The organism is Nesterenkonia sp. HG001, assembly GCF_034438835.1.
In the GTDB taxonomy this organism is placed as follows: domain Bacteria; phylum Actinomycetota; class Actinomycetes; order Actinomycetales; family Micrococcaceae; genus Nesterenkonia; species Nesterenkonia xinjiangensis.
In genome coordinates this window covers 368,450-383,204 of record NZ_JAOSZD010000003.1, presented here as the reverse complement: position 1 = coordinate 383,204, position 14,755 = coordinate 368,450, and the positions used below count along the sequence as shown (strand labels likewise).

The window sequence follows — 14,755 nt, the reverse complement described above, 5'->3', positions numbered from 1 at the left end:
AGCATGCCGCGCGACGCACTGACGCGCTCGAGCACCGAGAGGAACGGACCGAGGAACGGGCCGAGGTGCGCACCGGGCCGATCCGGGTGATGCTGGTGGACGATCAGCACCTGCTGCGCATGGGATTCCGGCTGATCCTCGAAGGCGAGCCGGACGTGGAGGTCGTCGCGGAGGCCGCTGACGGCGTCGAGGCCCTGGAGCTGATGAACAGCCTGCCGCAGGAGCAGCTGCCCGAGGTGGTGCTGATGGACGTGCGCATGCCCCGCATGGACGGCATCGAGGCCACCGGCCGGATCGTCGCGGACCACCCCTGTGCGCGCGTCATCATCCTGACCACCTTCGACCTGGACGAGTACGCGTTCTCCGGGCTGCAGGCCGGAGCGAGCGCGTTCCTGCTTAAGGACGTGGCACCGGAGGACCTGGTCCACGCGGTGCGTGTGGTCGCCGAGGGGGACGCCGTCGTCGCGCCGCGCATCACCCAGCGGCTGCTGGAGACCTATGTGCACCGGCCCCAGGAGCAGACGGATCCGGCCACCCGGACTCGCTCCGGAGAGCTTCCCGCCGCACCGCCTGCCCGCCGCACCGCAGCGGCGGCACCCGGGCCGGCGGAGACGGCGGCCCTGCCCAGCGGAGAACGCATCGCCGCGGCGCTTCAGGACGGAGTGGTGCGCGAGCCTCTCACCCATCGCGAGACCGAGGTGCTCTTCGCCGTCGCTGAGGGCCTGTCGAATGCGGAGATCGCCGGCCGCTTCTTCCTCTCGGAGGCTACGGTCAAGACCCATGTGCGGCGCATCCTCACCAAGCTGCAGCTGCGCGACCGCGTCCAGGCGGTGGTCTACGTGTACCAGGCCGGACTGGTCGGCTGACCCGGGCGGCGCACTGAGCTTGAGGGCGAGGTCAGGGCAGCGAGGAGCTCACGACACGGCCCGCGTGCACCACCGTCCGCAGGTGCCGGGACGGATCAGCCAGGACAGCGGCATCCTCCAGCGGGTCTCCGTCCACCACCAGCAGGTCCGCCGCAGCACCGGGCGCGATCACCCCGAGCTGTCCCTCCATCCCGAGCAGCCGGGCGGCGGTGACGGTCGCCGAGAGCAGGACGTCGCGGGCGGGCATGACCTCCGCACGGATGCGGAACTCTGCGCTCTGGTGCGGATGCATGGCACCCAGCAGATCCGTGCCGAAGACGATGTTCACCCCGCCGCGCCAGGCTCGCTCCAGCGCACGCAGGCCGGCCTCGAGGACGACGTCGACCTTCTCCTGGCTCGCGCGGGGGAGCCCCGCGGCGGCCCCCTCGGCTTTCAGCCGGTCATAGGTGACCAAGGTCGGCACCAGATAGGCGTCGTGCGCACGGAACAGCTCCACGGACTCGTCGTCGATGAGGTTGCCGTGCTCGATGCTGCGCACGCCCAGCCGCAGCCCGCGATTCACCGCGCGGGCCGTGTAGGCGTGGCCGGCCACATAGCGGTTCGCCGCCTGCGCCTCATCCACCACGGCACTGATTTCGGCGTCGCTGAACTGCAGGGAGTCGACGCGGTCCGTCGGGGAGGCCACCCCTCCGGAGAGCATGACCTTGACATGATGAGCGCCGGTGCGCAGCTGATGGCGCGCCGCGCGCCGCACCTCCGGCTCACCGTCGCAGACCAGGCCGATGTCGCAGCAGGTGTCATCGGTGGAGAAGCGGCTGGGCGCACGTCCGTCACCATGGCCCCCGGTGGGCGAGAGTGCCCGGCCGCCGAAGACCACGCGGGGCCCCTCCCAGAGCCCCTCGGCCACGGCCCGACTCACTCCGTGGTCGGCTCCGCCGACGTCGCGAACCGTGGTGAAGCCCCGCGCGAGCATGGAGCGCATGATCTGTGAGCCTTGGGCTCCCACATAGAACGGGGACTCCTCGGCCTGCCGGAAGAGGTCCGCGGTCCCGGCGAGGACGTGCACATGGGCGTCGACGAGTCCGGGGATCACCACGCGTCCCCCGGCCGAGACCTCCCGAGCTCCGGAGGGCAGGGTGGGAGAGGCTCCGACCTCCTGGATCACCCCGTCGGCGATCACCAGGGTCTGAGACTCCGTGAGGGTCCCGGCGGCGACGTCGGCCACCGTCGCCTCGCGGATGACCAGCGGTTCGTCGCCGGTGCGGGCTCCGGGTATCTCCGGCATGGGTCAGCGCTCCTTCTGCGGGTCGATCTCCGGGCCGGGCTCGGCCAGTTCATCCGGCAGAGCCTCCGCACGCGGGGTGGTCAGCAGACTCACCACCAGCAGGGCGATGACCGCCACCGGCAGGGAGACGATCACGGCGTTGAGCTCACTGTCCGCCAGCTGCTCCCAGAGGATGGTCACGATCACGCCGAGGATCATGGAGCTCAGCACTCCGGCGGTGGTGGCGCGCCGCCAGAAGAAGGCGGCCATCAGCGGCGGAACCAGAGCGACCCCGTAGACGGTGTAGGAGTACATCTGCAGCTCCAACACCGTGGGGAAGAACGTGCCCAGCACGTACGCCAGGGCGGCGATCACCAGGATGGTGATCCGGTGGATGAGGAGCCTGCTCCGGTCGGAGAGCCCACCGCGGGTGAAGCGTGCGAATCCGTCATAGACGATGTTGCTGCCCACCGAGAGCAGGAAGCTGGAGCCGGTGGTGATGATGAAGGCCAGCGCACTCGCGAGGATCAGCCCGCCGAGCACCGTCGGCATGAGGCCGGCCGAGGCGAGGCCCAGGACCGCGTCGCCGGGCTCCGCATCGGGCATCAGGGTGATCGCCGCGGTGGCCAGCACGATCACCGGGAAGTAGATCAGGAAGGAGGCGAAGAACATGCCCGCCATCGCCCGCCGGGCCGAGGCCGGGTCACGCGAGGCGCCGAGCCGCTGGTACATGTTCTGATCGGCGATGATCAGCAGGAAGGTCGGCAGGAAGTAGCCCAGCAGGGCCAGGGCGCTGAGCCCGCCGGAGAGGGTGGTGGCCTCCGTCGGCAGGTCCTCCCACCATCCGGTGAATCCATCGGTGCGACCCAGCACGATCGGTACGGCGATGAGCAGTCCGGTGACGATGATCGCCGCAGAGAAGAAGTCTGACCACGCTACCGACTTCAGGCCGCCGCCCAGGGCGAGGAAGGTGATGATCAGCGTGGCGATGATCGCTCCCTGGCCCGGAGTCAGCCCGGTGACCAGGGAGATGATGCTGCCGCCGCCGGTGAACTGGTAGGCCACGATCCCGACGTAGGCGAGGATCGTGATGGCCGCGGCCAGCATCCGCACCGAGATGCCGAACCGCATCTCCAGGATCTGCGGGACCGTGTAGGAGCCTGACACGCGGATCCTGCGGGCGAGGGCATAGAGGACCAGGATGCCCAGCGGGGTGCCGGCGAAGAAGATGAGCGAGGCCAGGGGGCCGTAGCTGTAGACGAAGCTCGCGCCGCCGATGATGGTTCCGGAGCCGACCCAGGTGGCCACCAGCGTGCCCACCATGACGATCGTGGGCAGCTGCCGCCCGGCGAAGATGAAGTCATCACCGGTCGAGACTTTCTTCGTGCGGCTGAACCAGAGGCCGGTGGCGACGAGGCCCACCAGATACAGGATCAGGATCGTCACGTGCACCGTGTTCATGGCTGCTCCTCGGTCGTGTCGACGGCGGTGTCGAGTGTCACCTGATGACTTTACGCCGGGGTCGCCCGTGCCGCACTGAACCGCCCCCGCGTGGTGTCAGCTGACCGATCAGTAGGATGAAGCCATGCCTGAGACCTCCGACACCCTCACCAGTTCCCCGCTCACCGGAGACGAGCTCATCGAGGACCTCGCCTCCTATGTGAGCGCCTCGCCGTCGTCGTACCACGCGGCGTCCGTGGCGGCCCAGCGTCTCGTGGAGGCCGGGTTCACCCAGCTCGGCGAGCACCAGGACTGGCCCGTGACGCCCGGACGTCACGTCGTGGTCCGCGACGGGGCCGTGCTGGCCTGGATCATCCCGCAGGGCGCGACGGCGGCCACCCCGCTGCGGATCCTGGGCGCTCACACGGATTCCCCCGGATTCAAGCTGAAGCCGAAGTCCACCGTCATCAGCCACGGCTGGGTGCAGGCCGGCGTGGAGGTGTACGGGGGCCCGCTGCTGAACTCCTGGCTGGACCGGGAGCTGCGCCTGGCGGGCCGGCTGGTCACCCGCGACGGCGCCACCCACCTGGCCGCCACCGGACCGGTGGCGCGCATCCCTCAGCTGGCCATCCACCTGGACCGGAAGGTCAACGACGGGCTCACACTCGGCAAGCAGACCCACACCGCACCCATTCTGGGGCTGGCCGGGTCCCCGGAGGCCGCCGCGGAGGCGGATGTGCTCGCCGTGGTCGCTGAGGCGGCGGGGGTGGATCCTGAGCAGGTGGACGGATACGACCTCGTGGTCGCCGATGCCCAGGCTCCAGCCCGATTCGGGGCAGGGCGCCGGGGCGCCGGGGAGTTCCTCGCCTCCGGTCGGCTGGACAACCTCTCCTCAGTGCATGCCGGTCTCGCTGCTCTAGAGCAGATCGCCGCCGAGGCCGCCGACGGTGCAGTCATCCCGATGCTGGCCGCCTTCGACCATGAGGAGCTCGGCTCGGCTTCCCGCTCCGGGGCCGCAGGGCCGTTCCTGGAGGAGGTGCTGGACCGCATCTACGAGGGACTGGGGGCGACGGCGGGGCAGCGCGCGCAGGCCTTCGCGGCCTCCTGGCACCTCTCCTCCGACGCTGGCCACGCGGTGCACCCCAACTATGCCGAGCGCCACGATCCGGCCAACCGTCCGCTGCCCAACGCCGGGCCGCTGCTGAAGATCAACGCCAACCAGCGCTACACCACCGATGCCCCTGGGGCGGCGATGTGGGCCCAGCTGTGCCGCGCGGCGGGGATCCCCAGCCAGGAGTTCGTCTCGAACAACGACATCCCCTGCGGCTCCACGATCGGGCCCATCACCGCCACCCGGCTGGGCATACGGACCGTGGACGTCGGCATCCCGCTCCTGTCCATGCATTCGGCCCGCGAGATGTGCGGGGTCGACGACGTCGCCCACCTGCGTGACGCGGCGGCGGCCTTCTTCACTGCCGAGCTGACGGTGTGAGCCGGGAATGTGCCCGGGAGTGAGCGAGGCCAGGGTCTCAGCCGGGGGCGCGACACAGGCTCTTCCACCTGTCATCGGAGCCGGTTAGTCTCGGAGGCGCGGAACCGGTAGCATGGTGCAGGTTGTCTGACGCTCGTTCAGTGTGCCCGCCTGCGGGTGGAGGCCGGGATCCCCGCCCTCCGAGCTGGCCTGCGCAGACACGCACGCAATGAACCTCCTGTTACGGAAAGCCCGTGACCGCAAGACCGAAGGAGGTGGGTTCACATATGCGTCACTACGAACTGATGGTGCTCGTCGACCCCGAGGTGGATGAGCGCACTGTGGAGCCGACTCTCGGCAAGTACATGGAGATCGTCAAGAAGGACGGCGGCTCCGTCGAGGAGATCGACGTCTGGGGACGTCGTCGCCTGTCTTACGAGATCAAGAAGAAGAACGAGGCGATCTACGCCGTCGTGAACTTCCACTCCACCCCGGACTCGGCTGCCGAGCTCGACCGACTGCTGCGCCTGAACGAGACGATCATGCGCACCAAGATCATCCGTCCTGAGGACCAGCGCATCAGCTGATCCTCTGGTGGACGGGCCGCGAGGCCCGAACCCTGTCAGGCATGAACCATAGGAGCTGTATATGGCCGGCGAGACCATCATCACCGTTGTCGGGAACCTGACTGCTGACCCGGAGCTGCGCTTCACCCCCTCGGGTGCGGCAGTGGCGAACTTCAGCATCGCCTCCACGCCGCGATTCTTCGACCGTCAGGCGAACGAGTGGAAGGACGGCGAGACGCTCTTCGTCCGGTGCTCCCTCTGGCGGGAGGCCGCGGAGAACGCCGCAGAGTCGCTGACCAAGGGGATGCGCGTGGTCGCCCAGGGCCGTTTGAAGGCCCGCTCCTTCGAGACCAAGGAGGGCGAGCGTCGCACCTCCTGGGAGCTCGACGTCGACGAGATCGGCCCCTCGCTGCGCTTCGCCACGGCGAGCGTGCAGCGTCAGAGCCGCGGCGGCGGAGGCGGCGGCGGCTTCACCAGCGGTGGTGGCGGTGCAGGCTTCGGCGGTGGCGCTGCTGCCGGTGGCGGCTTCGGCGGAGGGGGAGACTCCTTCGGCGGTGGCGGCCAGCAGCCCTCCGGCGGCTCCTCCGACCCGTGGGGCGGACAGCCCTCCGGTGGCGGCTGGGACACTCCTGACAGCAACGAGCCTCCTTTCTGAGGCAGGCTCACCACTTAATCCTGTTCACCATCCCGCAGGAAGCACCTGCGGGCTCCGATCTGAAGAAGGAGCACCACGATGGCAAAGGCTGAACTCAAGAAGCCGAAGCCCAAGGCGAACCCGCTGAAGGCTGCTGACATCAAGGTCATTGACTACAAGGACACCGCCCTGTTGCGGAAGTTCATCTCCGACCGAGGCAAGATCCGTGCTCGCCGGGTGACCGGCGTGTCCGTCCAGGAGCAGCGCAAGATCGCCCAGGCGATCAAGAATGCTCGTGAGATGGCCCTGCTGCCGTACTCCGGCGCGGGTCGCGGCTGATCCAGGCTGTCTGGGAAGGAAAGGAACTCATCTATGGCAAAGCTCATCCTGACTCAGGAAGTGTCCGGTCTGGGTGCTGCGGGCGACATCGTCGACGTCAAGGACGGCTACGCGCGCAACTACCTGCTTCCGCGCGGCTACGCCCTGGCGTGGACCAAGGGTGGCGAGAAGGACGTGGAGCGCATCCGCGCAGCACGGAAGTCTCGTGAGATCGCCACTGTCGAGGAGGCGCAGGCCGTCGCCGAGAAGCTACAGTCGCAGCCGGTGAAGGTCAGCGTGAAGACCGGCGAGTCCGGTCGCCTGTTCGGCACCGTCGGCGCCGCACAGATCGCAGAGGCCGTCGAGGCCGCCGGTCTGGGCTCCATCGACAAGCGCACCGTCGAGATCCCCGAGCGGATCAAGGCCGTCGGCAGCTACGCTGCCACGGTGAAGCTGCACTCCGACGTCACCGCCTCGATCGACCTGCAGGTCGTCGCAGGAAAGTGACTCGCGCATCGGCGCGGCCGGGCCTCATCCACTGAGCTGCCCTGCCGACGTCGATCGCCGACGGGCTCAGCCCTTCGGCACAAGACAGTGAGCGGGCCCCGGGAGATCTCTTCCGGGGCCCGCTTGCATGTCTGGGGTCTTGTCCGGCGTCTGAGAGAGGCTCGTGCTGAGGGGAGGGCGCGTGGTGGCCGGCAGCGGCCCTGGTGTACCGTGCACGGCGAGCCTCATGCTGAGTGACGGGGCACCGAGATCTGGAGGGGGTTCCGGGCCGCGGGGGGCGAGGCATGGCCGAGCCGAGCGGCGACGTGCTGATCGGATCGCCGGGGAACGGCAGAATCACGACGACGACAAGACCGGTCCCCAGCGTCGTCCGGCCGCGCGAGGCGGGCCGTCCAGCAGGTCTCCCGGCTTCAGTGCCGTGATTCCCTTCCCTGCGCCGGTCTCCCGGCGATCCGATGCAGTTCTCGCCCGATCCCCGGACGGACGCATCGAGACGTCGGCGGGGATCCGCCGTCGTCGTCGAGCTGCATGCCGCAGGTCGCCCGCAGGCGGCCGCCGTCACTCACTCGCCTGATGACGATGCTGCCGTCATCTCCGGATCCGCGTGTGAGGCGGACCCGATGCTGATCGTCCGGGCTATGGTGAACCCGAGCCGACCGCGAAGCTCCTCCCGGCCCGATGCTCGAATCCGATCAGTTCGGCCGATCAGCAGGTGGACGGATGTGCGCAGGCGATGCCAGCCAATACCCGTCCGGCGAGTGGGGGACGCCTCACACCATATGGTGACTTCCGGCGAGTAGCAATACCCCCAACCGCTCGGGCTGTGGATAACATGTGGAGTGCGCGGCGTGTCCTGTGCACAATCTGGGGGAAACCCTGTGGATAGTTATCCACAACCCTCAGCAAAAGCGCTTGGACCTGGAGCGATGTAGCGACACACCTGTGGATTCAACTTTTTTCGAGAGCGATCTCTTGGGCTGATCCAAGGCTTGCCGCGGGTCTGCTCCAGGGTGTATAGCGCGTGTCGCCCACAGTTATCCACAGGATCTCCACAGCAGGATCGACGCCGCGAGAGGGCTGCTCCATGTCGCCGCAGGTCAGGGACGTCTGCCGATCATCTCCTCACAGATGAGTGGGTCGGCCGACCTGCTGACGGCTCGACTTGGCGGGCCGGGGTGCTCGGCCCCGGGCAGTGTGGAATAGCGTGGAGGCTCGAGCAGTTGCATTCGGCGCAAGTGATTCAATTTTGAAAGGATGGGTGACGTTCTCTCCCCATCTTCCGCGGCAGCAGTGCCTCAGACTCCAAGGAGCGGACATGCAGTTCGGCATATTCAGCATCGGTGACGTCACGCCCGACCCCACCACCGGCCGCACCCCCACCGAGCACGAGCGCATCAGAGCCACCGTGGAGATCGCCAGGAAGGCTGAAGAGGTGGGCCTCGACGTCTTCGCCATCGGACAGCACCACAACCCGCCGTTCGTCGCCCCCGCGAATCCGCCCATCCTCATGGGGCACCTCGCCGCGCAGACCGATCGCATCCTGCTCTCCACCGCCACCACGCTGATCACCACCACGGACCCGGTGCGTCTGGCCGAGGACTACGCCTATGTCCAGCACCTTGCCGAAGGTCGGGTGGATCTCACCCTGGGACGCGGGAACACCGGCCCCGTCTACCCGTGGTTCGGCAAGGACATCCGCTCCGGAATCCCGCTGGCCGTGGAGAACTACGCGCTGCTGCACCAGCTCTGGCGCGAGAGCGAGGTCGACTGGCAGGGCCGCTACCGCACCCCGCTGCAGAACTTCACCTCCACGCCGCGGCCGCTCGACGACGTCGCCCCGTTCGTCTGGCACGGGTCCATCCGCAGCCCGGAGATCGCCGAGCAGGCGGCCTACTACGGTGACGGCTTCTTCCACAACAACATCTTCTGGAACAAGGAGCACACCGGCCGCATGGTGGATCTCTACCGGGAGCGCTACGAGCACTACGGCCACGGCACCGCCGAGCAGGCCATCGTGGGTCTGGGCGGGCAGGTCTTCATGCGCAGGAACTCCCAGGATGCTGTGCGCGAGTTCCGCCCCTACTTCGACCACGCGCCGGTCTACGGCGGGGGCCCGTCTCTGGAGGAGTTCACCGAGATGACGCCGTTGACTGTGGGCAGCCCGGAGCAGGTCATCGAGAAGACCCTCAGCTTCCGCGAGTACGCCGGTGACTATCAGCGTCAGCTGTTCCTCATCGACCATGCTGGCCTGCCGCTGGAGACCGTGCTGGAGCAGGTCGAGCTGCTCGGCGAGGAGGTCGTGCCGGTGCTGCGCCAGGAGGTCGCCGCTCGGGCCCCGGAGGGGACTCCGGAGCCGCCCACGCATGGGTCGCTGGTCCGCCGCCGGGCTGCGGGCGGCGACCCGATCCCCGGTGGGAGGAAGAAGAGCGCCGAGGCCGCGGAGAGCTGAGCCGCCTCAGCGCGCTATCAGCGGTCCTCGAGCAGGCCGCCGGGGTCCTCCAGCGGCACGGTGTGTCCGTCGAGCTCCAGGCGCCGGATGAGCTCGCGCAGCATGCGCACGGCGGTGGAGGAGAGCCCCTGCACCTGGGTCAGGTCCAGCACCACGGTCTCGGCCAGCCCGTGATCGGCATCGACGGCGACGACTTCGCGCAGCACGCGCTCCGCCCCGGTGAAGCGCAGCGCTCCCTGCAGGGCGACCCTGGTGGTCGCAGCTCCGGCGGGACCCTCCTCGCGGGTGATGCCGCGCACCGCCGCCGCGGCAGGCTGCTCGGCGCTCATCAGGTGCAGGCCCATGTCCTGGGAGAGTCGCTCGAACATCTCCACGCCTTGGACGCTGTTGCCCTCGCTGTCCAGGCGAGGCGCGAAGCTGGCGATCCCCACCTGTCCGGGAAGCACCCCGATGATCGCACCGGAGACCCCGGACTTCGCGGGGATGCCGATTCGAGCCAGCCAGCGGCCGGACCCGTCGTACATCCCACAGGTGGCCATCACCGAGAGCGTCTGCCGTGCGGCGGCGGCTGAGACCACCTGAGTCCCGGTCACCGGGTGCACGCCACCGCCGGCCAGGGTCGCGGCCATCAGGGCCAGGTCCCGGACGGTCACCAGCACCGCGCACTGGTCGATGTAGCCGCGCACCGCTTCGGTGGGCTCGCCGCCGATGATGTCGTGGGTGCGCAGCATGTTCGCGATCGCCCGGTTGCGGTAGCTCTCCTCGAACTCCGACTCGGCGACGGAGTAGTCGATGTGCAGCTCCCGGCCGGCGAAGGCCGAGAGCCCGGCGAGCACCCGCCCGGTGCGGGCACGCACCGATTCTGTGCGGGCGGGGCGCTCCGGAGCGCCGTCGTCGAGCGGTTCACAGCCTTCGGTGCTCACCAGCTGGTGGGTGGCGATCGCTCCGGCGTTGATCATCGGGTTCAGCGGACGCCCGGTGCCGCCCTCCAGGGAGAGCTCGTTGAACGCCTCTCCCGAGGGTTCGACGCCGACACGTGCGCGGACCGCCTCCAGGCCGATGTCGTCGATGGCCAGAGCATAGACGAAGGGCTTGGAGACCGATTGGATGGTGAACTGCGCCTCCGCGTCCCCGGCGGAGTAGGAGACGCCGTCGGTGGTGCCCAGCGCGAGGGCATGCCGGTCCGCGTCGGCGGAGGCCAGTTCCGGGATGTAGTCGGCCAGTTCCCCGGAGCGGTCCTGGGCGCAGGACTCCAGCACCTCGAGCAGGTAGTCCGGAATGGGGGAGTGCATCAGGTGGTCTCCGTGGGGTCGTCGTGGACGGGTCTGCGCAGTCTCTCGACGACGGCGTCGAGCCAGTGCGCCATCGTGATGCGGGCCTCGGGGGTGTCTGGGTAGCGGCAGCGCAGATGCAGTCCGGTCTCGTTGATCACGAACCAGATCATCACGCCGTCGGTGCGGATGACCGCGCTGACATGCTGTGGGCGCAGGGCGTCGTCGACGGCGATGGGCAGCCTGCGATGGTCCAGCCAGGACATCGCGAACATTCCGGGCTCTGCGGGCATCCCGCCGTAGGGGTGCATGATCGGGGCCAACGGCTGGCTGCCCAGCCTGATCGCCTCCTTGACCGCCCGGTGGCTGGCCTCCAGGGAGGGGTCGTCGTTCTCCAGCACCGCGTTGGTGATGAACCATCCCACCGAGTCGAACCAGCGCGGCTCCTCCCGGGAGTGGACGGGGAAGACGGTGCGCAGGGGTTGCCCGCCGAGCTCGGCGAAGAGTGCGGTCATCACCGAGACCGCCACCGAGATCAGCCGCACCCCGTGGGCGGCGGCGTGGGCCTCCACGGCTGCCAGCTCGGCGGGGTCGAGCACATTGCGGACCTCGACCACCTCCGGCCTGGGCACAGAGAGGTCCCCCAGCGGCAGTGGGAACTGCGGCATCACGCCCCCGCCGGCGGCGAGGATCTGCTGCCAGCGGTCCACCAGCGATGCGGGCGGGGCGGGCCGGTCCTCCAGCACCTCGGTGTGTGCGGAGAAGGGCTCAGCGGCGGGCAGCTCCCGTCCTGGCGGTCTTCCCGCTTGCAGGTCGGCGAGGCAGGTGGTGAGGTCGCGGATGATCACCAGCAGCGACCAGGCGTCCACATGGGCGTGGTCGACACCGATGATCACCTGCGGGGGCGAGCCTCCCGCGGGCTCCACTACGCAGAGGCGGTGCGAGGGTGCGGCGAGAGGGTCGCAGACGGAGTCGAAATGGGCGCGCAGCGCGGTGCGGACCTCCTCAGCGGTCAACACCGGGGAGCCGACCTCGACCGGCAGGCCGGGGGAGGCCGGCGGGGCGGGGGAGGCCGGCGGGGATTCCGGGTGGGCACGCAGACTGATCCCCGACTCGAGGGGGACGCTGACCGGGCTCAGCACCTCCCATGCCCCGGGGCTGATGTGCACCGGGCCCAGGTTCAGGTCCGTCTTCGGTCCTCCGCCCCGGCCCTCCTTCACGGGAGGGCGGCGACGGCCGCTGCCGAGGTCCGACGCGGCGTCGGCCCGAGGCTTCCAGCTGAACACGGTGCGTAATGTGCCGTGCCTGGCGATGACCGCATGCCAGGCTTCGGCGACCTCCTCCCGGGCCGCCGGATGGTCCAGGAAGAAGGCGGCAGCCATCCAGGACCCGGGTCGCGACCCGAGGCTGACATGGCGGTTCTGGTCGAAGGAGATCGGCAGGGGGTCACCCTCGGCGGGCGAGACCGTCACCGAGTAGCTGGAGAGTCTGCCCGTCAGGGTGTCCATCCGGGAGACGTTGGTCAGCCGCATAGGCGTAGTCTAGGGGGATACCTTCCCGTCCGGGACCCCGGCGGGGACCCAGGACGACAGCGAGGTGACACCGGAGCAGTGGGCATATTCCGGACCGACGGAGCGGCGATCTCCTATGAGCTCAGCGCCGCAGACTCCTCACCGGCGGGAACCTTCGTCCAGCTGCACGGTCTGACCTCCTGCGGCTCCCGTGAGCACCGCGTCGGCTTGGACATGACCGGCCGCCTCGAGTCGATGCGCGTGCTGCGCTATGACGCCCGCGGGCACGGCGGTTCCACCGGCCGCAAGGTCGCCGAGGACTACCGGTGGCCTCGCCTGGCTGGAGATCTGCTGGCCCTGCTCGATGCGCTCGCACCCGGGGAACAGGTCCATGCTGCCGGCCCGTCCATGGGTGCGGCCACGCTGCTGCACGCGGCACTCTCCGCGCCCCGTCGCTTCGCCACGCTGACCCTGCTGGTCCCGCCGACCGCCTGGGAGACCCGGGCAGCCCAGGCCGGGAACTACCGCCGCTCCGCGCAGCTGGTGGAGGACTCCGGCATCGGGGCCTTCGTGCGCATCGGCGCCCAGGTGCTGCCCCCTCCCGCGCTGGCGGACCGGCCCCGGGAACGAGTGCCCGCGGTCAGCCAGGAGCTGTTGCCCTCGATCTTCCGGGGCGCGGCGCTGACCGATCTTCCCGCACCCGAGGAGATCTCCCGTGTGCAGGTGCCCACACAGATTCTCGCCTGGGTGGACGACCCCTCTCATCCCGTGGCCACCGCAGAGGCGCTGCACCGGCTGATCCCCGACTCCACGCTGAGCATCGCCGCCACGCCGCAGGAGCTGGCCACCTGGCCCGCGCGGACCGCCGCGCATGTGGCGGCGCACCCGGCGGCCGGGGTGGAGCCGGGTTCAGGGCCCGGCTCGACGGCGCGGACCGGGCTGTCAGCTGAGGGTGAGAAGATGGTCTCTGCCGACCCCCGCTGAGTCTGCACCTCCTCAGCTGCTGCATGTATGGGTCTCCACGCAGGCCCGACACCCTGTCCTCAGAACGATCACCCCCTTGGAGGATCCCCGGTGAGCTTGGAAGCCTATGACGCCCCGCCGGCGGCCGAGTCGCGCACGCCGCCGCAGGACCTGGTGGCCGAGCAGTCGGTGCTGGGCGGGATGATGCTCTCGAAGGACGCGATCGCCGACGTCGTCGAGGTGCTGCGGGGTCAAGACTTCTACCGTCCTGCCCACGAGCTGATCTACGACGCGATCGTGGACCTCTACGGGCGGGGTGAGCCCGCCGACGTCGTCACCATCTCCGACCATCTGACCAAACGGCAGGAGCTGCAGCGGGTGGGCGGCCCCGCCTATCTGCACAATCTGGCCCAGTCGGTCCCGACGGCGGCCAACGCCTCGTTCTACGCGGAGATCGTCCACGAGCGTGCCATCCTGCGCCGTCTGGTGGAGGCCGGCACCAAGATCGCGCAGATGGGCCACACCGCCGACGGTGAGGTCGAGGCGATCGTCAACCAGGCGCAGTCGGAGATCTACAGCGTCGCGGAGAACCGGCAGAGCGAGGACTATGTGGCGCTCTCCGAGGTGCTGGTCCCCACCATCGACGAGATCGAGACCAACGCCAGCCACGACGGCGGGCTGACCGGCATCCCGACCGGCTTCCGGGATCTGGACGACCTCACCCACGGGTTCCACGGCGGGCAGATGATCATCGTCGCCGCGCGTCCCGCAATGGGAAAGTCCACCCTGGCGCTGGACTTCGCCCGTGCCGCCTCCGTGGGGCACGGGATGACGTCTGCGTTCTTCTCCCTGGAGATGGGGCGCAACGAGATCGCCATGCGTCTGCTCTCCGCCGAGGCCAAGATCCAGTTCCAGGATCTGCGCAAGGGCGACATCCGCGATGACGACTGGGACAAGATGTCTCTGGCGGTGGACAAGCTCAACGAGGTGCCGCTGTTCATCGACGACTCCCCCAACATGTCGCTGATGGAGATCCGGGCGAAGGCTCGCCGGCTCAAGCAGCGGCACAACTTGAAGCTCATCGTGCTGGACTACCTGCAGCTGCTCAGCTCCGGCAAGCGTGTGGAGTCCCGTCAGCAGGAGGTCAGCGAGTTCTCCCGAACCCTGAAGCTGCTGGCCAAGGAGCTCGACGTCCCGATCGTCGCCCTGTCCCAGCTGAACCGTGGCTCCGAACAGCGCACCGACAAGCGCCCCCAGGTCTCTGACCTGCGTGAGTCCGGCTCCATCGAGCAGGACGCCGACATGGTGCTGCTGCTGCACCGTGAAGAGGTCTATGACAAGGAGTCCCCGCGCGCCGGGGAGGCTGACATCATCGTCGCGAAGAACCGTAACGGCCCCACCCGGGACATCGTGGTCGCCTTCCAGGGCCACTACGCCCGCTTCCAGGACATGGCCCAGGACATCTAGCAGCACCCCTGAGCGACGGTTGGGCCGG

13 protein-coding genes are annotated in these 14,755 nt (G+C 69.0%); 9 read left to right on the top strand and 4 right to left on the bottom strand.

The features are described 5' to 3' along the window. Window positions 1-89: 89 nt before the first annotated feature. Window positions 90-866, top strand: a complete 777-nt coding sequence (locus ODE13_RS07235; RefSeq protein WP_246349165.1) for a response regulator transcription factor — start codon at window positions 90-92, stop codon at window positions 864-866. 31 nt (window positions 867-897) lie between these two features. Here the strand turns inward: ODE13_RS07235 and ODE13_RS07230 are convergent, their stop codons facing one another. After that, window positions 898-2,151 (bottom strand): amidohydrolase family protein, encoded by a 1,254-nt coding sequence (locus ODE13_RS07230; RefSeq protein WP_322478661.1) that lies wholly within the window; start codon window positions 2,149-2,151, stop codon window positions 898-900. A gap of 3 nt (window positions 2,152-2,154) precedes the next feature. Continuing rightward, window positions 2,155-3,591, bottom strand: coding sequence for a sodium:solute symporter family protein (locus ODE13_RS07225; RefSeq protein WP_322478660.1), 1,437 nt, complete (start codon window positions 3,589-3,591; stop codon window positions 2,155-2,157). A gap of 124 nt (window positions 3,592-3,715) precedes the next feature. Between ODE13_RS07225 and ODE13_RS07220 the strand changes: the two genes are divergently transcribed. The 6 genes from ODE13_RS07220 (at window position 3,716) to ODE13_RS07195 (ending at window position 9,515) form a co-directional block, all read left to right on the top strand. Then, window positions 3,716-5,062 carry a M18 family aminopeptidase gene (locus ODE13_RS07220; protein WP_322478659.1) on the top strand — a complete coding sequence of 449 codons (1,347 nt, stop codon included), beginning with the start codon at window positions 3,716-3,718 and terminating at the stop codon, window positions 5,060-5,062. 266 nt (window positions 5,063-5,328) lie between these two features. After that, window positions 5,329-5,628, top strand: a complete 300-nt coding sequence (rpsF, locus tag ODE13_RS07215) for a 30S ribosomal protein S6 (RefSeq protein WP_179541383.1) — start codon at window positions 5,329-5,331, stop codon at window positions 5,626-5,628. 61 nt (window positions 5,629-5,689) lie between these two features. Next, window positions 5,690-6,262 carry a single-stranded DNA-binding protein gene (locus ODE13_RS07210; RefSeq protein WP_322478658.1) on the top strand — a complete coding sequence of 191 codons (573 nt, stop codon included), beginning with the start codon at window positions 5,690-5,692 and terminating at the stop codon, window positions 6,260-6,262. Window positions 6,263-6,340: 78 nt separating this feature from the next. Then, the gene (gene rpsR / locus ODE13_RS07205) at window positions 6,341-6,580 is read left to right on the top strand and encodes a 30S ribosomal protein S18 (protein ID WP_070159044.1); all 240 of its coding nucleotides are present in this window, start codon (window positions 6,341-6,343) and stop codon (window positions 6,578-6,580) included. A gap of 33 nt (window positions 6,581-6,613) precedes the next feature. Then, on the top strand, window positions 6,614-7,066 hold the full coding sequence (gene rplI / locus ODE13_RS07200) for a 50S ribosomal protein L9 (RefSeq protein WP_179541381.1): 453 nt from the start codon (window positions 6,614-6,616) through the stop codon (window positions 7,064-7,066). A 1,315-nt stretch (window positions 7,067-8,381) separates the two neighbouring features. Beyond that, a complete protein-coding gene (locus ODE13_RS07195; RefSeq protein ID WP_322478657.1) occupies window positions 8,382-9,515 on the top strand; it encodes an LLM class flavin-dependent oxidoreductase in 1,134 nt (377 codons plus the stop codon). Between the two features lie 17 nt (window positions 9,516-9,532). Here ODE13_RS07195 and ODE13_RS07190 read toward each other — a convergent pair whose 3' ends face one another. Further along, window positions 9,533-10,807, bottom strand: coding sequence for a glutaminase (locus tag ODE13_RS07190; protein ID WP_322478656.1), 1,275 nt, complete (start codon window positions 10,805-10,807; stop codon window positions 9,533-9,535). Then, window positions 10,807-12,318, bottom strand: coding sequence for a peptide synthetase (locus ODE13_RS07185; protein ID WP_322478655.1), 1,512 nt, complete (start codon window positions 12,316-12,318; stop codon window positions 10,807-10,809). The genes ODE13_RS07190 and ODE13_RS07185 overlap by 1 nt, the downstream gene beginning before the upstream one ends. Window positions 12,319-12,396: 78 nt before the next feature. Here ODE13_RS07185 and ODE13_RS07180 point away from each other — a divergent pair, with 78 nt between their 5' ends. Continuing rightward, window positions 12,397-13,281 (top strand): alpha/beta hydrolase, encoded by an 885-nt coding sequence (locus ODE13_RS07180; RefSeq protein WP_322478654.1) that lies wholly within the window; start codon window positions 12,397-12,399, stop codon window positions 13,279-13,281. A gap of 96 nt (window positions 13,282-13,377) precedes the next feature. Continuing rightward, entirely contained in the window at window positions 13,378-14,727 is a 1,350-nt protein-coding gene (gene dnaB / locus ODE13_RS07175) for a replicative DNA helicase (RefSeq protein ID WP_179543069.1), read from the top strand. The last annotated feature ends 28 nt before the right edge of the window (window positions 14,728-14,755 follow it).